Source organism: Maribacter litoralis, from assembly GCF_902506355.1.
GTDB lineage: Bacteria > Bacteroidota > Bacteroidia > Flavobacteriales > Flavobacteriaceae > Maribacter > Maribacter litoralis.
On record NZ_LR733271.1, the window covers coordinates 2,431,225 to 2,452,067 of the forward strand.

The window sequence follows — 20,843 nt, forward strand, 5'->3', positions numbered from 1 at the left end:
TCTTTAATTCATTTAAATCGATAATTAGCCGTTAAGCGCAACTACCTCGTTCACCTTATCTCCCATCATATTTTTCAGCATTGTTTCTATACCGTTTTTAAGGGTGAATGTGGAGGAAGGACAACCGCTACAGGCTCCCTGTAATATTACGTTCACCGTTTTACTTTCGGTATCGTAAGACTGAAACATAATATTACCACCATCACTGGCAACGGCAGGCTTTACATATTCTTCTAAAATATCAACAATTTCCTGTGAGGTTTCATCAAGTTCTACCGTGCTTTCTGCGGTAACCGTTTCAGATACTTGGGCTTCTGCACCAATTGCTTTTGCATTATCTGCGACAATTTGCTTGCCGTCGGTAATAAAGGTTCTTATGACCTCGCGTAATTCTATTGTAATATCGTCCCACTCGGCAACTTCGTATTTAGAAACAGAAACGTAATTTTCGTCTATAAATACCTGTTTTACAAAAGGAAACTGAAATAGTTCGGTAGCCAATTTAGAATCTCTAGCTTCATCAATATTTTTGAACTCAAAAGCAGAACCTACAATTTTTTTACTGGCTACGAATTTCATTGTAGCTGGGTTAGGGGTTACCTCGGCATATACGGTTACTGGAATGGGTTTGTCCATGTCCTCTTCGATAACAATTGGCTCACCTGCATTCAAATACTCAACTAACTGCTGGGCCACTTCATCTTTAACATCTTCCCATTGTACAATATCATAACGCTCCAGCCCAATAAAATCACCAGAAATGTAAACGGTTTTTATGAATGGAAGGTAAAATAATTGCTGTGCCAAAGGGCTATTTTTGGCTTCGTCAATATTTTTAAATTCGTAGTTTTTTCGCTGAACTAACAGATGGTTAGTTTCAAACTTTAATATATGTGGGTTGTTGGTCTTTACTACAGTAATTGAATACTCTTTCATCTCTCAAATAATTTATGCAAAAATACAAAGGAAATCTTAGTTTGCATCAACATAATAATGTTCAGGTTAACTCGTTATTAACTTTATATTACAGAAACTAAACCTTAGTTTTAAAGTCCCAAGATGAAATACCAAATTCTATTATTGTTTACCGTGCTTATGATCGGTCTTAAATCTAACGCACAAGAAGGTATTCCTGTATATTTCGATTATTTGTCCGATAACTACTATTTGGTTTTTCCATCTATGGCCGGTATTGGTGAAGGAGGTAAGATTAGAGCGACTGCTAGAAAGCAGTGGTTCGATGTTGATGATGCTCCAAGTTTACAGACTATAAATGCCCATTTTAGACTAGGTGATTCACCAAGTGGTATTGGTGCAATAATTTTTAATGATGCTAATGGCTATCATTCACAGACCGGATTAAAGCTTACCTACGCTCACCATTTAAGAATGGGGGGTAGTGATGTAAGACAATTAAATCAACTATCTTTTGGTTTAAGTGCAACAATATTACAAAGCAGTTTAGATGAAACAGAATTTAGGTCTGTGACACCGGATCCTGCTGTTTCAGGTATAAAATTGAGTTCTTCTTATTCTAATGTTGATATTGGGGTTTCATATAATTATGGTGAATTTTACTCTCATTTTGCAGTAACAAATGCATTAACGGGTAGCAAAAGAAACTTGTATTATAGAGATAGAGATGACAACCCAGATGAGTTGGTTATTGACAATATTAGAAGGTTTTTAGTATCTGCTGGTTATATTTTTGGAAGAAGTGAGTGGCAAGTAGAACCTTCTGTGCTTTTTCAGTTGACCGAGTTTACAAAAGAAAAGACAATGGATATAAACGCCAAAGTTTATAGAGATGTTGATTTTGGACGTATTTGGGGCGGACTCTCCTATAGAAGAAGTTTTGATGGAGCACAGTATCAAACCAACGGTACTTTTGGAGAACAACGTTTACAATTAATTACCCCAATTGTAGGTGCCAACATTAAGAATTTCATGGTTTCTTACAATTATTCTTATCAGATGGGAGATATTCGTTTTGATAATGGCGGGTTTCACCAAATAACCTTAGGGTACGATTTTGGACAAACAGAACGTAAGTATGATTGTTACTGCCCTGCAGCCAATTAAAAGGCCTACTTGTTTTAAGTAGACCCTTAATCATTGCATACTTATTCCCAACTATAATTTTTTGATTCGGCTTGTTTTTTAATTGCCTTGATAATGGCATTCTCCAATTCACCCGATTTGTCTCCTTTTTGATGTTCGGCGATATATGATAATCGTTTCGAATTATATGCTTGTATTTCTTTTTGTATCTGTACTCTTTCGGTTTTTTTGGTCTCTATATATTTTTTTATTTCATCCTCATTTTTATTTTTTAAAACATCAGGTAAATCATCTTTTTCTAAAGCGCTAATTTCAAAAGCATCATCCTCATAGGCATCGACCAAATCCCATTTTTTGTTGTTATATAATCTTGAGCTTTTGCTAACCGCTCTTTTAACGGCAACTGCTTCTTCCATTTCTAAGGCATTTTCATCTTGAACAGATTGGGCTTTGTATTTCGTTCGACCTAAAGATCCATAGGAAATATAGGTAGTGTTCAATTTTGAATTTAATTTAATTATGATGTCATCATATGGGGTATTAATATGAACTATCTCTTTGTTGTGGTCTATGGCCATATATTCTCCACCGGTCATTGTAGCTCCCTTTTTCCAATCTGTATTAATGCCCAATTCGTAATTACCACAGAAAATGGTGTTAACCGTTACCCCTTTTTCATTTGCATTGGTAAGTGCTGTTGTATAGTTATATCTTCCTTGGTTGAAAGGCTCGTTGCCGGCAATGAAAATCATACGTAACAAATCTGGGTTGTTGTTCCAAGGTAATTGTTGTAACGATGTCTGTAATACTTTACCACAGTACTCTTCACCGCCATTGGTAGTTAGTGAAAAGAGTTTTTCGGAAATTTCATCAAGATCACTGCTAAAGCCTAAAACTTGCTGTATATACCCTTCGTTGGCTGAAAGATTATCGTTGCCATATTGGTAAATTGCAATTTGTAATTTCGGTCTGGCGTCATTTTCGCATTTGGCTAAACTGAATTCATTTACAATATCCCATAATTGAGATTTAGCTTGGCTTATTAAACCGTCCATGCTATTGCTGGTATCTAATAATAAAGCGATTTGAACAATGTTGTCTTTTTTTGCTTCTGATGTATTCGTTGCTTGTGCAATTAGTTCAATTGGTTTTTTGTTCTCATTGAAATTACATGCGTATACCGATGAAAGAGTCAATAATGCTATACTCATTAACCCAAGTGGTTTTAAAATTTTCATAGTTTTCGTTTTTTAAATTCAGGTCCAAACTAAGAGCAAAGAATTTCTTAGAATAGTAGAAATGAGTGAAAGTACCTTTTAGTTTAGTTAAGTGACTAAATGGGTTTGTTAACGCATAAATACAGCTGGAAAAAGTACATGATTTGCAAATGGTTCATTTTTTTGTGCCATAATAATCAGCTAAGTTTACCGTAGTAATAACAGATGAAAAATTATAGTATTTACATATTGATTTGTTTTGTATTTGGATGGAACATGCTTCTTTCCCAATCTCAAAATAATGCCTTGAAATTTAACCTGAAAGGAAGGGTTGAGGTTAGGGATACTGGACGCCCAATTTCTGGTGTTTCCGTTTCAAACGATATGGGAGTTTTTGTCGTCACTAATGGCCTGGGCGAGTTTGAGATTACTACTAGAGTTGGAGACCATCTAATCATAGAGCATAATGATATTGAGACATTATGGTACGATGTGGAGAAAAAAGATGATGTACTTATTTTGGTGGAAGGCTTTGAGTCTTCACCTACCAATAGGTCAAATTCGTTGCCCGATATTGCTTCAAGGCATCAGCAATTATTAGACGATGCAGAAACATTTATGGCAAAAGATATAGAAAAAAGTATTGATCTTGTGGCGCAATCCATTGCTATACTAGGCAAGAGAGGCAGAAAGAAAGAATTAGCACGGTCTCTTTCCAAACTTGGTGAAATTTATCAATATCATAAACAATTAGATTTAGCTATAGATAATTATGAAGATGCGTTAGAGAACAACAAGACGATTTCAACTTCACTATTATTGGGTAGGGCATACAATTTAACTTCAAGATTTAAAGAGTCTATTGATTTATTAAACCCATTATTAAAAGTAAAAACAATGGTGCCGAACCAGAGTGCCCTGCTTTATGAATTATTGGGCGATGCCAAAAAGGGGGAAGGTAAGACCAAAGAGGCTATAGATTTATATAATAGGGGGTTGTTGATTGCCGAGAAAAATCAGAATACCTCAAAAATGATTGACTTGAATTCTAAATTAGCCGATACGTATTCTATAGAGAACCAGTCAATGGAAGCTGAAGCCTATTATGGTAATTCACTACAACTAGCTACACAATCCGAGCCAAAACGGGCCTTGCAGGAGAAAGAAAAAGTGGCGGATTTCTACAATACTAAAAGTAGGTTCAACGAAGAAATCAATATGCGTAAAAGTAGTTTGCAAGAACTAGAAAAACTAAATGCGCCAAATGTCGGATTAAAAAAACTTGAGCTTGGAGATACGATTACATCACAACGTATAAATTATAAAATTGCAAACGCATATATTTCTCAAGATAAATACAATGAGGCTATTCCCTTTTTGGAAAAAAGTATTGTTGAAGCGGACTCAGATGACGATTTAGTCGTTCAGAAAGATGCAACCAGAAAGTTATCTGAAGTGTATAAAGTGAAAGGTGACTTTACCAAAGCTCTAGACACATATCAAACGTATGTTGCATTGGTAGATTCTCTGTATGTACGCAAAGAACAAGAAATTTCAAGGGCAAATCGGTTTAATAGGGAAATTGCTAGTGCTCAAAACCGACTTACGGGACTGGAGCAGGAACGGGAGCTGTCTCAAAGTAAGTATGAACTCGCTTTGACAGAGCAAGAGTTGGTTAAAGAGAGCAACAAACGCCAACAATTGGTAATTTATTCTTTAATATTGGGTCTCTTGCTGACCCTGTTGGCCGCGTTCTTCTTTTACCGTAGTAATCAACAACAGAAATTGGCGAATAACCTTTTGGCATTAAAATCGTTGAGGTCGCAAATGAATCCGCATTTTATATTCAATGCACTGAATTCAGTTAATAATTTTATATCTAAGAGCGATGAGCGTAGTGCCAATAGATATCTCAGTGATTTTTCTACACTAATGCGCTCTGTACTTGAAAATTCTGAAGAAGATTTTATTCCGCTCGAAAAAGAACTGCAACAATTAGAACTTTATATCAAATTAGAACATTCTCGTTTTGAAGATAAGTTCGATTATCAGATAAATATTGAAGAAAATGTACAGGTGGCCAAGTTTCAAATACCGCCTATGTTGTTACAGCCTTATATAGAAAATGCCATTTGGCACGGACTAAGGTATAGAGAGGAAAAGGGAGAACTGTTGGTTACAATAAAAGAAAACAGTACAGATTCTATAATTATAACTATAACAGATAATGGTATAGGAAGAAAGAAATCTGCCGAAATTAAAACCCAGAATCAGCGAAAGCAAAAATCTAAAGGGATGGGTATTATTCAAAAACGTGTCGCTATTTTAAATGATATGTATACTGATAAGGTAGATATTAAAATTTCCGATTTACAATCGGATGGTACGGGAACCAAAGTCCTGTTTATTTTAAAAAGAGAGAAATGAGCCTAAATGCGATTATTGTAGAAGATGAGGCAAATAGTAGGGAGATTCTACGAAATTATATAGCCAAATATTGTACTAGTATTAACTTATTGGGAGAAGCTTCTTCCATAAAAGAAGCTAAGATTTTAATTGAGGCTAATAAGCTTGATCTTGTTTTTTTAGATGTAGAGATGCCTTTTGGTAACGCATTTGATTTGCTTGACCAATTACCCGATAGAACTTTTGAGACCGTATTTGTCACCGCTTATGATCACTATGCAAAAGATGCTTTAAATAATCATGCTGCATATTATTTGACCAAACCGATCAATATAGATGAACTGATAAATGCTGTAGCCTATGTAGAAAATGTTCGAGAAAAGGAAGCAAATTTAGAAGGGGTAGTACTCAGTACAAAATCAAATGGAGTGGAGGGGAAATTAACTTTGCCTCAACAAGACGGCTTTCAAGTACTGAATATCGCTGAAATTTTATATTGCAAAGCAGATGATAACTATACTGAAATTTATTTGTTGAACAAGAAAATATTGGTAAGTAAAACTTTAAAGTATTTTGAGGATGCCCTAAATGAGTATCCTTTTGCACGTGTACATAAATCTTTTTTGGTGAATGTTAATGAAGTAGTAAAATACAGAAAGGGTAAGGGTGGTAGTGTGGTTATGTCCAACGGAAAAGAGGTAATGGTTTCTGCATCCAAAAAGAAAGAATTTCTATCTTATTTTAATTAATTGACGAAAATGATAAAAGGCGTTAGAGGTAAAGAGCCTAGTATAGGTGAAGATTGTTTTATTGCAGAAAATGCCACCATTGTTGGTGAGGTAAGTATGGGTAAACAATGTAGTGTTTGGTTCAATGCCGTACTTAGGGGTGATGTTCACTATATAAAAATGGGCGATAAGGTAAATGTTCAAGATGGAGCCGTAGTACATTGTACATATTTAAAATCTCCTACAACGATCGGTAACAATGTTTCTATAGGGCATAATGCCATTGTTCACGGTTGTACCATTAATGATAATGTTTTGGTCGGCATGGGGAGTATAATAATGGATGACTGCGTTGTAGAAAGTAACAGTATTATTGCAGCAGGTGCGGTTCTAACTAAAGGAACCCATGTACCATCTGGAAGTATTTTTGCCGGTATGCCAGCAAAGAAAATAAAAGATATTAGTCCTGAGCTAAGTTCGGGTGAAATTAATAGAATTGCAGAGGCTTATACTATGTATTCCGGTTGGTTTAAAGAATAATCGTTAACTCAAAAAAGTTTTGGGGTATGGCAATCTAGCTAAAATACGTACTTTTGAGCCACCAAAACTAAAAGTTATGAACGCATATGTTTTTCCTGGGCAAGGTGCTCAATTTGTTGGAATGGGTTTAGATTTATACGAGAAATACCCTATTGCAAAAGAGTTGTTTCTTAAAGCTAATGATATTTTAGGCTTTGAAATTACAGAGGTTATGTTCAATGGTACTGCTGAAGGTTTAAAAGAGACCAAAGTAACCCAGCCTGCCATCTTTTTACATTCTGTAATTCTAAGTAAAGTAATGGGAGATGCATTTAAGCCCGATATGGTTGCGGGTCATTCTTTAGGCGAATTTTCAGCATTGGTTGCTAACAATACCTTAAGTTTTGAAGACGGATTAAAATTGGTTTCTCAACGAGCTTTGGCAATGCAGAAGGCATGTGAGTTAAAGCCGTCGACAATGGCTGCCGTTTTAGGTTTGGAAGATGCCGTGGTAGAAAAAGTTTGCGAAGAAATATCAGGTATTGTGGTAGCTGCAAATTATAACTGTCCTGGGCAATTAGTAATTTCTGGCGAATTGCCAGCTGTAGAAGAAGCTTGCGAAAAATTAAAGGAAGCTGGTGCAAGACGTGCTTTGATGTTACCTGTTGGCGGTGCTTTTCATTCTCCGTTAATGGAACCTGCAAGAGAAGAATTGGCTGCCGCAATTGCAAATACGACGTTTTCAACGCCTAGTTGCCCAATATATCAAAATGTACCTACAACTGCGGTGAGCAGTGCAGAGGAGATCAAAAAGAATTTAATGCTACAATTAACGGCCCCGGTAAAATGGACACAAAGTGTTCAACAAATGGTCAAGGATGGTGCTTCGGTGTTTACAGAGATAGGTCCGGGTAAAGTGTTGCAAGGTTTGGTAAGAAAAATTGAGTCTTCAGTAAGTACGCAGTCCCCACAGTTGCCAGAGTAGTTATTGTTTACTTAATATTACCATTTAACCCATAAATCCTTTTTTCAACTGTTTCTGAGCAGTTTACCTTGATTTTTTTGTAATATTGAGACCCTTATTTTTGATTGTGGAATTTAGAACTTTCCCAATTATAGTGTAGGGTAAGATAAAGAATGCTATGAAAATAAGTATATATAATAGTCTTTTGAATTTTCAGAATACTAAACGGTTTAAGCAATTTTTATTTGTTTATACATTGTTGGTTTTTGGGGTTTTCACCCAAAGTGTTTCTGCGCAAACAGTTAATATTACTAAAGTAAGAGATGCTGCTGAAGGTAATTTCGTTTCTGGTAGATTTAGAATAACTGTTAACGGTTTTGGTCCTAATACAATAAATGTCAAATACAATGTATTGGCTACTAGTACTGCTACTTCAAATATTGATTATTTAGAATTAGGAGATAATGTAGATGTAACATATAGTGTGTTCGGTAGTGGAAGTGAAGACATAGATGTAATAGCATCTGAACAAGATGTACTTGTGGAGGGTGATGAAACAGTAGTAGTGCAATTGGTTAGTGATCCTAGCTATTTAATTGGGTCTAATGACCAAGTTACTATCTTAATAGCAGATGATGATACAACAACTTTAGAGATTAATAATGTACAAGCTACCGAAGGAAATAATTTAGTATTTGATATTAGTACTGATAAAGCTGTTGTCTATGAGCATACCGTAACAGTTGATTTTTCTGGAGGAACCGCAACTAAAGGTACTTTAGGGTTTACTGATCCAGACGATTATAATGGCGACCAACAAAAAATTACTTTTTTGCCAGGGCAAACATCTAAACAAATGGCAGTTGTTACAGGTAACGATACTCGAGTTGAGGACAATGAAACATTTATAGCAACATTATCAAGTGATGATAATACTAGTGTAATTGCGGGAGATACGGGTACGGGTACAATTCTTAATAATGACCTTGCTCAAGTTACTGTTTTGGCAAATAGACCAAGTACCAATGAAAATGGCTCAGGAAACAATGGCCGATTTAGAATAGAGTTAAGTGAGGAGAATGATACGGGTGGTGCCTTAACTGTAGACTATGCCATTAGCGGTACCGCAACAGAAGGCGATGATTTTACCATTACCGGTAATGCCAATATACCAGACGGTTCAGATTTCACCAATCTTAACATTGCCCCCATAGATGATGCTTTAATTGAAGGTGATGAAACAGTAGTAATTACGCTGAACAGTATTAATAGTGCGCTTTATGAAATTGGAACACCTAATACGGATACTGTTACAATAGTAGATGACGATGCTTTTGTAGCATCTGTTACTGCTACTGATGCTATTGCTGTAGAAGCAAATAACGTAACGAATACCGGGTTGTTTACAATCAGCTTGGATCAGGTAAATAATACTGGTAATCCAATTACAGTAAATTATACGATTGCAGGTACAGCAACATCCGGGTCAGATTTTTCAGCATTGAGCGGTTCTGTTATTATTGCAGATGGCAGCCAAGATGCAACGGTTTTGTTAACTCCCATAAATGATAATTTAGTTGAGAATGCTGAAACTGTAATTTTGAATCTGGCAACAGGTACCGGATACAATTTAGGAAATGCAGGTTCTGCTACTGCTACTATTAACATAAATGATACCGATATTTTTGAAGCATCTATTGAATCTACGGATGCCACTGCAAATGAGAGTCCACTTGGTGTTGGGGTGTTTACCGTAGATGTAGAGAAAGTAAACGCCACAGGGGACGATTTAGAAATTGATTACACAATTGGAGGAACTGCCGATCAAGGAGATGATTATGCTAATCTTTCGGGGTCTGTGGTAATAGAAGAAGGTGAGAGCACAGGTACCATTACTATTACTCCTATTAATGATGATGACATTGAAAGTAATGAAACGGTGATTTTAACTTTGGTCAATGGAACGGGATATACTGTTGGTGGTCCAAGTAATGCTACTGTAGTCATTGTTAGTGAGGATACCAATGTAGCGGAAATTACAGCTTCAGATGGTACTGCGGCAGAGAGTAACAATGCAGTTTCACCTGGTGAATTTACAATTGGTCTTAGTGTTCCTAATAATACGGGTACCACAATGACCATTAATTATACTATTGCGGGAACGGCTGGTAATGGAACAGATTATACAGCTATAAATGCAAATGCGGTAAACATTCCAAATGGTCAGCAATCTGTAGAAATAGATATTTCGCCAATCAACGATGCAATTCAAGAAGGTACGGAAACTGTTATAATTACATTACAAAATGGTACTAGTTATTCTTTAGGTTCGGTTGCTACGCAATCGGCTACAGTTGAAATTGAGGATAATGACCAAGGGACATTAACAATTTCTAACGAATCATTAAATGAAGACGATGCTGCCGGTGAAATGGTTTTTGAAGTGGAATTGGATTTAGAGGTTATTGGTGGTACAACGGTTTCATATTCCTTTTTTGACGAAACAGCAGAAGGTGGTGGTGTAGACTTCACTGGTAATAATGGATCGCTCACTTTTGACGGCGATGCGGGTGAAATTCAGCAAATTACGGTTCCTATCAATAATGACGCTGTTTTAGAGAATACTGAAACGTTTACACTTCAATTAGGTTTACCTACAAATAATGTACAACGTGCTGGTGGCGGTACTGCCACTGGAACTATACAAGACGATGATAATTGTGTGGCAGCACCTATTTTAGATGAAACTGTTTCAAATATCTATTGTGTGGAGAATGCCGGTGATCCTTTTTCGGCTAATTTATTCGATTACACTTCTAGTACAGCACCCACAGGTACTGTTTTAACATGGAGTAGAGTTTCCAATCCATTGAATACGAATTCTCATTTAACCGTTTCCGAGGCGCAAAATGTTAGTTTACCTGCATCTTACTATGGTTTTTTCTACGATGAAGTTAATGATTGTGCAAGTGGAACAATAGAAGTGCAAATTGTACGTAATGTGTTGCCGCAATTAAACGAAATAAATGATAATGAACGTTGTGGTCCTGGTACACTTTTATTAAGTGTTGAACCTAGCGATGGCGCATCTGTCAATTGGTTTGATTCCTTAGATGCTGTTACTCCTATTGCTACTGGCGAGACTTTTACCACGCCCTCTTTGAATGCCACCGCAACTTATTATGTTGAGGCTACCGAAAATGGTTGTACCACAGAAAGACAGCCTGTGGTTGCTAGAATTGGTGTGCAGGCTTCGACCGGTACGGCAACAAACGGTTCTATTTGTAATGTAGCGGCAAACGGACTTACTGCTATAGATTTGGATTCAAGACTTTCTGGTGCTGATCCTGGGGTTTGGATTTTTGTATCTGGTCCAGAAACTAACGTGGATATCAGCTCTACTAATGTGGTGGAATTTGAAGGTGCTGCTTCTGGGGCGTATATTTTTAGCTATACCACTACTAATTCAACAGCACCTTGTGAAAATCCAACAGTCGAAGTTACTATCAATGTGAGCGACTGTGAAACCGATGATGATAATGACGGACTCCTAGGTGGTCAAGAAGTGGTTTTGGGAACTGATTCCAACGATCCTGATACCGATGGCGATGGTATTGAAGATGGTGAAGAGGTAGGTGATGATATTGATAATCCATTAGATGAAGATGGCGATGGTATCATTGATGCCTTGGATTCGAATACTGCAGATGCAGATAACGACGGAGTAAACGACCAACAGGATCCTGCAAATAATAATCCGTGTATACCTAATAGATTTAATGGCAGTTGCGATACAGATGGTGATGGTATTTCAGATTTAGATGAACAAACAAACGGTTCGGATCCAGATGATCCTTGTGATCCTGTGGCAACGCCAAATTGCGATGAGCCTATAGATTTGGAAGTTTTGAAATCTGTAGATAATATAGATGCTTTAGTAGGTGATACTGTAGTATTTACCATTTTGGTCACTAACTTATCAGATAGAACGGCCAGGTCTATAGTAATTGGTGACTTATTGGAGCTTGGTTTTATATTTGTTTCTGCAGATTCTCAAGATTATGATGAAATAACCGGTAGTTGGATTATTCCAGAACTTGAAGCGGGTATTTCTACCGAATTGAATATTACGGTAACCGTAGATGAGCAAGGTCCGTATACAAATACTGCTGAATTGTTAGAATCTATTCCATCGGATAATAATTCCGAGAATGATGAATCCACAGTAGTTTTAAACACTGAAGCCCCAGAGGGAGTTGATTTAAGAATTTCTAAAGAAGCGAGACCAGATAAGGCTTTGGTTGGCGATGAAGTGGAATTTATTATTAGGGTAACTAATATTTCTGAATCGGATGTAGTAACGGATATTGTGGTTAATGATCAGATACTGGTTGAAAACGGATTTATGTTCGTTTCGGCAGAATCAGATTTTAATGGAGTTTATGATGAAGATACCGGTAATTGGAATATTCCATCATTAGATAGGGAAGAGATGGCTACATTAAAGATAATAGCTATAGCACCTTCATTAGGAATGTTTACAAATACGGCGAATATAGTAAGGTCATCTCCTAGAGATAGTAATACACTCAATAATGAAGCAACGGTTGAGGTTGAGGTAATCGAGAAAAGCATTGCGGATCCTGGTTTCTTGTTCAATCAATTCTCCCCAAATGGAAATAACCAGAATGAGGTATTACGAATCAATAGAACTTTGACAGATCCAGATACTGGTGCACAGGTTGAAGTGGATTTGCAATATAAAATTAAAATTTACGATCGTTACGGTAACCTTGTTTTTGAAACTGAAAAAGTAAATGATGCCGATGTTTGGGACGGTACCTATAAAGGAAAAGAAGTGCCAAAAGGAACGTATTTTTATATTATGAACTATAGTGTTAATAACGGACCTGAAACATTGGATAAAGGTTGGATACAGCTTATTAGATAAAATAAATTATGGATTATAACTTTTATAAACCGAGTTATACTGTTGCTCTTGTACTATTTTCTCTGTTAAGCTTTAACGCGTTTGCACAGAAAGAACCACAGTATACTCAGTACATGTACAATATTGGCAGCTTTAACCCTGCATATGTTGGTACGGTAGAAAACCCTGAATTTTCAGGCTTGTACAGGGCTCAATGGATTGATGTTCCTGGTGCACCACGTACATTTCGTTTTGGGGCTAACCTGCCTTTTCAAAATGAAAAAGTTGGCTTGGGTATTAATATTGTAAATGATGAATTAGGACCAACTACACAAACCTATGCAGATATCTCTTACTCATACCAGATCATGGTTACGGATGAGACAAAATTATCCTTTGGTATCGATGCTGGTGGTTCATTTCTAAATGTAGATTTTTCTAAAGGTACCTTCGAAAATCCTGGGGAAAATCTGAATGAAGAAATGTTGAGTAAATTTTACCCAACGGTAGGTGCCGGTGCTTTTTTGTATGCTGAAGATTGGTACTTAGGTGCTTCGGTTCCTAATTTTTTGACAGAAGGGGTATATAATGATGAGGTTGCATCAATTGTAGAAGACAAACTTCAATTTAATTTTATTGGGGGATATGTGTTCGAGCTTTCTGATAATTTAAAATTTAAACCAGCCTTTTTGGTCAATACTATTTCGGGATCACCAGTAAACGTAAATTTATCGGGTAACTTCTTAATTGCAGATGTGTTTACCGCTGGTGCTTCCTATCGTTTAGATAATGCATTTAGTGGATTGGCAGGCTTTCAAATATCTAACCAATTATTTGCTGGTTATTCCTATGATTACAATACAAACTTGCTAGGAGAATTTAATAATGGTTCTCATGAAATAATATTAAAATTCTATCTAGGTAGAACAGGAGCTGCAAAATCTAAAGGAAGTGGTGATAAGAATGCTAAAGGAAAGCCTAAACAAGTAGATTCACCCAGATTCTTTTAAATAGAACTATAATGAAATTTAAATTTATCATATCATTTCTGGTTTTTATGCCACTTTTGACTTTTGCCCAAAATAAAAAGTCTAAAGCTGATAATCTGTTTTATGGCTATCAATACCAACAGGCAATTACAGAGTATAAAAAGGAAATGGAGAAAAATCCATTGACGAACCATCAATTATTGAACCTTGCAGATTCTTATTTCAGTAAAGGTAGCTTTGATAATGCCTCAGAACTTTATTTAGAAGTCAATAAGAATGATACCATTATGTCTGTGAATAGGTTTAATAAAATGTTACAAAGCCTATCAAAGATTTCTGAACGAGATAGGGTAAAAACTTTTCTTAGGTCTAAAGCTGATAAATTATCTCCAGAACTTTTAGAAAACGCAGAGTTCAATTATAGTTTATTGGAAATCCCGAATAAAAATGATAACAATATTATTCGTGATTTAGGTATAAATAGTCCTCAAGGAGATTTCTCTCCGGCTTTTTACAAAAATGGTATTCTGTTTAGTAGTAGTAGGTCTAGAAATTCTAAAAACGTTTACGAACCTACTGGTGAATCGTATTTAAACATCTATTTTGCTAGAATAAATTCTTCAAATGCCTTGGTAGATGTTGAAGCTTTTAAAGAAATACCGGCTACTGAATTTCACAAATCTACACCGTATTACTCTTCTAAACTTTCTACATTTTTTTATATTCTTTCTAATACTGAAGATGGTGAATTACGATATGATGAGAATGGTAAAAATGCATTGGCAATTGGTACACTTTCAGAAAATGGTAGGTTTAGGTTTATCTTAAAAGATTTAAGTACGTCTTTTTACTATCCATTTTTTGACGATACGACCGAACGCTTATACTTTGCAGCCAATTTTGATGATAGTTATGGTGGTACAGATCTTTATTACGTTTACACTAATAACGGACAGATTATGTCCGCACCTATTAATTTAGGACCTAGGATCAATTCCCCCGGTAATGAAATAGCACCATATATTTTTGATGGTAGTCTTTATTTTTCTTCCGATGTATTTTATGGTCTTGGCGGAATGGATATCTATAAATCTAATATATTGGCTGATGAAGCCTATACCATACCGGTTAACTTAGGTGAGGGTATCAACTCTAAATCAGACGATTTTGGATTTATCATTGAAAGGTCTAAGGATGATGATGGATTATCAGGTTTTTTTGCTTCCAATAGAAAAGGAGGAAAGGGCGGAGATGATCTTTATGCGTTCGAGCTTGATGAAACACCAGGTTTGAAGACTTTTGCGCTTGGGGGCAAAGTGGTAAACCTAAGAAATAAAGCAGGATTACAAGGGGCTCAAGTCCGATTGTTAAATCAACAGGGAGATATTTTAAAAGAAGTGGTTTCTGGTACAGATGGAAGCTTTAGAATTGAAATTCCTTGGATGTCTCAAGTAACCATACAAGCAATGAGCGACGGTTATTCTATTTTCTCAACTACGTACTCAGAAGAGGGTATGAAAGAAATTCAGAATACGGCCTATAACATGGGCTTGGCAAAAATGGAAGATTTAATTACCGAAAAAGAAGAGAAAACTGTACTTAAGCTTAAGAAGTTTTACTTTGATAAAGGGAAATCTACTATGAATGCTCAGGTAGAAACAGAATTGAAAAAAGTAATTGATGCGGTAGAGCGTTTTCCACAAATTAGGTTAAGAATTGAATCTTACACAGATAGTAGAGGTAGTAGCTCGTATAATAAGAGATTGTCACAAGATAGAGCAAATACCATTAAGCAATATTTGTTAAGTAACGGTTTAAATTCGCATAACATCATTGAAGCTACCGGTTATGGTGAGGAGAAAATAGTAAATAATTGTACTAACGGTGCATATTGCCTAGATTTTCTTCATAAGCAGAATGAACGTACACTATTTGTGGTTGAATAAGATTTGCCTGTTTCTAGTTACTATAGAATGATTATATAGAAATAGTAAAGAGCAAAACAGGTTAAAAATAATATTCCTGCATAGGTCAATAACTTTAGTTGTCTGTTAGGCCAAAATTGAGAATCTAGATCGTTACTGGTCACGTTTTTCAAATTCATATATCCAACTATTGGCGCTACAATGAACGATACAAATGTTGCCAAAGCAACCAAATCTCCCATATTGGCGCTGAAAGCAGCAATTACAACAAAATTAATAATTGTTAAAAGGAGCACTCCCGTGGCGTATGCATTCCTGGTGCCATACCATTTGGTTTTCGGTTTTAGTAAGGAGATAATGTCGAGGCTCACCCTTGCCAATGCATCATGTGCGGTCATGCATGTGCTGAACATCGTGGCAAAGGCAGATATGGCGATAAAGAGATATGCCCAAGTGCCTATATGCTCGGTAAATAAACGCACGACTTGATCCGCAAAACTAACGGCGTTATTGCTTAGGTGGGTGTTGGTGCCATATAAGGTATACCAACCTATAACCATAAAAAATATAGCTAAAATTGCCGTGATGATATAGCCTATATTAAATTCTTGTAATGACTCTTTTAAACTTGGCTTATCTTGAGTTTTCCATTTTTCTATACTCCATAAACTAATCCAACTAGAGGCTTCAACAGTGGTGGGCATCCAACCAATTAATCCTATTAAAAAAAGAATTCCGACATCATTAAAAATAGGTAGTGGTTTAAAATCGGCTATATGATTAACCGGTCCTTTTAAAAGAACTAACACGGTTGTAACCAGTAATGCAATAAACAGAATACTAATTACGAACTTTAGGCTAATTTCCAGAAATTTGTATTTCCCTAAAATTAGAAGTGCGCTTATAATTAAGAATAGACACAGCGCAACTATAGCTATAGAACTATGGCCTATATTGAATAGATTGATGAATAACCCTGCGGTTACGGTATATAATGCTGCTAAGATGGTAAATGTGGTAACAAATGTTATGATGGCATAGAACCATAAATAACCTTTACCACGGTTTAGGTATCCTTCTATCAATGTTTTATTGGTGACGTTAGTGTACCTTACTCCAAATTCAAAAAATGGATACTTTAATACGTTGGCCAGTATAATAGGTATTATCATAAGCCAACCATATTGGGCACCGGCTTTTGTAGATAGTACCAAATGAGAGGTGCCAATGGCCATACTGGCAAATAAGATTCCTGGACCTAAATTTTTAAGTATAGTTTTAAAATTGAACATTGCAGATACGTTTGGTTGGTAACCTTAAATGTAATCTATTTTATTTCTACGGTAGTACCGTAGAATTTGGGTTGGGTATTCAACAGCATATCAATAAATACTTTTACGCGCGCCAAATATTCTCTGAACTGCACTTTTAGACCTTGGCTGGTAGAAACATCTTGAGCATTGAAGCCAATGGCATTTAAACCTTTTTGTTTGGCAATATAAATGGCCCTTTCATTGTGGAATTTTTGAGAAATAACGGTTACATCATCTAAACCAAAAATAAACTTTGCCCTAAACATGGAATCTAAAGTTCTAAAACCTGCATAGTCCAAGAAAATTACATGTTCGGGAATACCGGCTTTAACCAGGTCTTTTTTAAAAGTATCGGGTTCATTATAGTAAATACTGCCATTGTCACCGCTAACCAGTATAAATTCAATTTTACCGGCATTGTATAACGCTTTGGTGGCATCTATACGATAAGTGTAGTAAGGGTTTGGTGAGCCATTGGTTAATTTGTTGGAAGTGCCTAAAACTAAACCTACCCTGTTCTTGGGTGTTGATGAAATGTCTGTAAATGTTTTTCCATCGGCGGTACTTGAAATAATGATGTTACATGCGAAAATGATCAGTACCAGCAGTATTAAAAGTAATCCGAATATTTTAAGAATCTTTTTTAGCATGTAGACTATTTCAATACTAAAGTTAGTAAATAACTTGTGACTTGAATTTGTAAAGTGAATTAAATAAAAAACCCCTGAAATCAATTGATTTCAGGGGTTTGTGGTACTCGAGGCGGGACTTGAACCCGCACGCCCCAAAGAGCACAGGATTTTAAGTCCGGCGTGTCTACCAATTCCACCACTCGAGCATACTTGGTTTTATAAAAAAATGTTTTTAACTAACATTTTGCTGAGCGAAAAACGGGATTCGAACCCGCGACCTCCACCTTGGCAAGGTGGCGCTCTACCAGCTGAGCTATTTTCGCAAGTTAATGAACGTGCATCTGTTTCCAGATGCGGGTGCAAATTTAATACAATTCTGTAAATGTCAAAGTAAAAAAGTGTAAAAGAATTAAATATTTTAAGATGTCGCCTTTTTGTCCTTGGTTAACAGACGTTTAATCTCATTTAATTTCATTAAAGCCTCTACAGGGGTAAGTGTATCTATATCCAAATGTGTTATTTCCTCCTTTATTTCTTCTAACAACGGATCATCTAAATTGAAAAAACTTAGTTGCATTTCATCGGTATCGCTCATGAGTTTTTCTCCCATCTCTTCGCTAACATGTTTGTTTTCCAATTTTTTTAAAATCTTGTTTGCCTTTTGAATTACTTGTTGTGGCATGCCCGCCATTTTTGCTACGTGTATACCAAAACTATGTTCGCTGCCGCCAGGTATTAGCTTTCTTAAGAAAAGTACGTTGTCTTTTAATTCTTTTATGGCTACGTTGAAATTCTTTATTCTATCAAAAGTATTGGTCATTTCATTTAGCTCGTGGTAATGTGTGGCAAACATGGTTTTTGCCCTTGCCGGATGCTCATGTAAATATTCAGATATGGCCCATGCTATAGAAATACCGTCATAAGTACTGGTGCCACGACCAATTTCATCTAATAATACGAGGCTACGTTCAGACAAATTATTTAGAATAGATGCTGTTTCGTTCATTTCTACCATAAATGTAGATTCGCCCATTGAAATGTTATCACTAGCTCCTACACGGGTAAATATTTTATCTACAACACCAATTTTTGCCATTTCGGCAGGAACAAAACTTCCCATTTGAGCCAATAGTACAATCAATGCCGTTTGCCTCAAAAGAGCAGATTTACCACTCATGTTTGGTCCTGTGATCATTATAAACTGTTGGTTAGACCTGTCTAGCTGTAAATCGTTTGCAATGTACTGCTCACCTAATGGCAATTGTTTTTCAATGACCGGGTGTCTACCTTCCGTAATTTCCAAATCTGTTGAGTCGTTCAATGCAGGGCAATTGTAACTGTTTTCTTTTGCCAATTGCGCAAATCCGCAAAGGCAGTCTAACTGGGCAACTAAATGTGCGTTGTTTTGTACCGGTGTAATATATTCTTGCATCCACACCACTAATTGTGAGAAGAGTTGCTGTTCTAAGGTTAAGATACGGTCTTCTGCACCTAAAATCTTGGCTTCATACTCTTTGAGTTCATCGGTAATGTATCGCTCTGCATTTACTAAGGTTTGTTTACGTGTCCAGCTTTCTGGTACTTTGTCCTTATGTGTATTTCTTACTTCTATATAATACCCAAAAACATTGTTTGATGCTATTTTGAGCGAGGTTATGCCGGTTGCGGCCGTTTCCCTCTCCAGCATATCGTTTAGATAATTTTTACCAGATGTTGCCAATCCTCGTAGCTCATCTAATTCTTCCGAAAAACCTTGTGCTATAGTGCTACCTTTTAAAATATTTACAGGTGCTTCTTCACTAAGCATTTCCTTGATTTTTGCCCTTAAAAGATCGCAAGACTGTATTTGGTCACCTGTAAGAGCCAATGACTCATTTTTAGATGATGTGGCCAATTGCTTTATGGGAATTAAGGCTTCAAGTGAATTCTTTAATTGTACAACCTCTTTTGGGTTTACCTTGCCAGTAGCTACTTTAGAAATTAAACGTTCAATATCACCCATTTGTTTAATATGGTGCTGAAACTTTTCTAAGGTAACCTCATCTTGGTATAGATAGGAAACGATTTGTTGTCTCCTTTTAATTTTTTCTAAATTCTTAAGTGGTAGCGCCAACCATCTTTTGATCATTCTGCCACCCATTGGTGAAATGGTTTTGTCTATGACATCTAAAAGGGTAACGGCATTTACATTGGTAGAATGGTAGAGTTCAAGGTTTTTAATGGTAAACCTGTCCATCCATATATAATCATCTTCGGCAATACGCTGTAATTTTGATATATGTTGTAATTGCCTGTGTTGGGTTTCGCCCAAATAATGTAAAACAACACCCGATGCAATAATTCCACAGCTTAAATGATCTACACCAAAACCTTTTAAGGTATTTGTGTTAAAATGAGAGGTTAAATTCTCTAAGGCATAATCTTCTTGAAAAACCCAATCTTCTAAATAAAATAAATGGTGGTTTTTACCGAATACTTCTAAGAACTCTTTTTTATGAGCTTTTGAAATTAAGATTTCGTTTGGTGAAAAATTCTGTATTAACTTATCAATCTGTTCTTCGCTTCCTTCAGAGGTTAAAAATTCACCGGTTGAAATATCAACGAATGAAATCCCGATTTTTTTCCGTCCAAAATGAATGGCGCAAAGAAAATTATTGGTTTTTGAGTTTAAGATATCATCGTTCATTGCTACCCCGGGTGTAACCAATTCGGTTACCCCTCTTTTCACAATGGTTTTGGTCTGCTTTGGGTCTTCAAGTTGGTCGCAAATTGCAACTCGTTGCCCCGCTTTCACCAATTTAGGTAAGTAAGTGTTCAGCGAATGGTGAGGAAAACCTGCCAATTCGGTGCGTTCTCCGCCATTATTTCTATTGGTTAGAATTATGCCCAGTATACGTGAAGCCTTTACCGCATCTTCACCAAAAGTTTCATAAAAATCACCTACTCTAAACAGCAATAATGCATCAGGATATTTGGTCTTGATGGTATTGTATTGCTTCATTAAAGGGGTTACCTTTTTTGTTTTGCTTTTTTCCGCCACTTTATCTTTATCTCATTAATTTTGCTCCTTCACGAAAATATGGCTTTATCACTGAAATTTTAATCATTGTTGATATTTGAGGATAAGTTTGTACCCATATTGTACTAATGAAATTGAAT

General features: G+C 36.2%; 13 protein-coding genes and 2 tRNA genes. 8 read left to right on the forward strand and 7 right to left on the reverse strand.

All coding sequences use genetic code 11. The annotated features are described in order from the left end of the window. Positions 1 to 24: 24 nt before the first annotated feature. Entirely contained in the window at positions 25 to 936 is a 912-nt protein-coding gene (locus EXIGUO8A_RS10140) for a NifU family protein (protein ID WP_159303036.1), read from the reverse strand. A 123-nt stretch (positions 937 to 1,059) separates the two neighbouring features. Between EXIGUO8A_RS10140 and EXIGUO8A_RS10145 the strand changes: the two genes are divergently transcribed. Continuing rightward, positions 1,060 to 2,082: a PorP/SprF family type IX secretion system membrane protein gene (locus tag EXIGUO8A_RS10145; protein ID WP_159303037.1), complete on the forward strand. Its 1,023-nt coding sequence runs from the start codon at positions 1,060 to 1,062 to the stop codon at positions 2,080 to 2,082. 41 nt (positions 2,083 to 2,123) lie between these two features. Here EXIGUO8A_RS10145 and EXIGUO8A_RS10150 read toward each other — a convergent pair whose 3' ends face one another. Further along, positions 2,124 to 3,299 carry a vWA domain-containing protein gene (locus tag EXIGUO8A_RS10150; RefSeq protein WP_159303038.1) on the reverse strand — a complete coding sequence of 392 codons (1,176 nt, stop codon included), beginning with the start codon at positions 3,297 to 3,299 and terminating at the stop codon, positions 2,124 to 2,126. A gap of 204 nt (positions 3,300 to 3,503) precedes the next feature. On the opposite strand from EXIGUO8A_RS10150, the gene EXIGUO8A_RS10155 reads away from it, so the two are divergent. From EXIGUO8A_RS10155 to EXIGUO8A_RS10185, 7 genes are all read left to right on the forward strand, one after another. After that, complete coding sequence (locus EXIGUO8A_RS10155; protein ID WP_236564466.1) at positions 3,504 to 5,705, forward strand: tetratricopeptide repeat-containing sensor histidine kinase; 2,202 nt, start codon at positions 3,504 to 3,506, stop codon at positions 5,703 to 5,705. Beyond that, positions 5,702 to 6,433, forward strand: a complete 732-nt coding sequence (locus EXIGUO8A_RS10160) for a LytR/AlgR family response regulator transcription factor (RefSeq protein WP_159303039.1) — start codon at positions 5,702 to 5,704, stop codon at positions 6,431 to 6,433. Before EXIGUO8A_RS10155 ends, EXIGUO8A_RS10160 begins: the two co-directional genes overlap by 4 nt. Positions 6,434 to 6,442: 9 nt before the next feature. Continuing rightward, complete coding sequence (locus EXIGUO8A_RS10165) at positions 6,443 to 6,952, forward strand: gamma carbonic anhydrase family protein (protein WP_116770351.1); 510 nt, start codon at positions 6,443 to 6,445, stop codon at positions 6,950 to 6,952. 76 nt (positions 6,953 to 7,028) lie between these two features. After that, positions 7,029 to 7,916 (forward strand): ACP S-malonyltransferase, encoded by an 888-nt coding sequence (gene fabD, locus EXIGUO8A_RS10170; RefSeq protein ID WP_159303040.1) that lies wholly within the window; start codon positions 7,029 to 7,031, stop codon positions 7,914 to 7,916. Between the two features lie 157 nt (positions 7,917 to 8,073). Beyond that, positions 8,074 to 12,846, forward strand: a complete 4,773-nt coding sequence (locus EXIGUO8A_RS10175; protein ID WP_159303041.1) for a Calx-beta domain-containing protein — start codon at positions 8,074 to 8,076, stop codon at positions 12,844 to 12,846. 8 nt (positions 12,847 to 12,854) lie between these two features. Further along, a complete protein-coding gene (locus tag EXIGUO8A_RS10180) occupies positions 12,855 to 13,835 on the forward strand; it encodes a PorP/SprF family type IX secretion system membrane protein (RefSeq protein WP_159303042.1) in 981 nt (326 codons plus the stop codon). 11 nt (positions 13,836 to 13,846) lie between these two features. Next, positions 13,847 to 15,760, forward strand: a complete 1,914-nt coding sequence (locus EXIGUO8A_RS10185; RefSeq protein WP_159303043.1) for an OmpA family protein — start codon at positions 13,847 to 13,849, stop codon at positions 15,758 to 15,760. Between the two features lie 20 nt (positions 15,761 to 15,780). Here the strand turns inward: EXIGUO8A_RS10185 and EXIGUO8A_RS10190 are convergent, their stop codons facing one another. The 5 genes from EXIGUO8A_RS10190 to mutS form a co-directional block, all read right to left on the reverse strand. After that, on the reverse strand, positions 15,781 to 17,031 hold the full coding sequence (locus EXIGUO8A_RS10190; protein WP_159303044.1) for an NRAMP family divalent metal transporter: 1,251 nt from the start codon (positions 17,029 to 17,031) through the stop codon (positions 15,781 to 15,783). 35 nt (positions 17,032 to 17,066) lie between these two features. After that, the gene (locus EXIGUO8A_RS10195) at positions 17,067 to 17,702 is read right to left on the reverse strand and encodes a SanA/YdcF family protein (RefSeq protein WP_159303045.1); all 636 of its coding nucleotides are present in this window, start codon (positions 17,700 to 17,702) and stop codon (positions 17,067 to 17,069) included. A 101-nt stretch (positions 17,703 to 17,803) separates the two neighbouring features. Then, positions 17,804 to 17,890, reverse strand: a tRNA-Leu gene (locus EXIGUO8A_RS10200). Positions 17,891 to 17,934: 44 nt separating this feature from the next. Then, a tRNA-Gly gene (locus EXIGUO8A_RS10205) sits at positions 17,935 to 18,007 on the reverse strand. Positions 18,008 to 18,102: 95 nt separating this feature from the next. After that, on the reverse strand, positions 18,103 to 20,685 hold the full coding sequence (mutS, locus tag EXIGUO8A_RS10210; protein WP_159303046.1) for a DNA mismatch repair protein MutS: 2,583 nt from the start codon (positions 20,683 to 20,685) through the stop codon (positions 18,103 to 18,105). Positions 20,686 to 20,843: the final 158 nt, after the last annotated feature.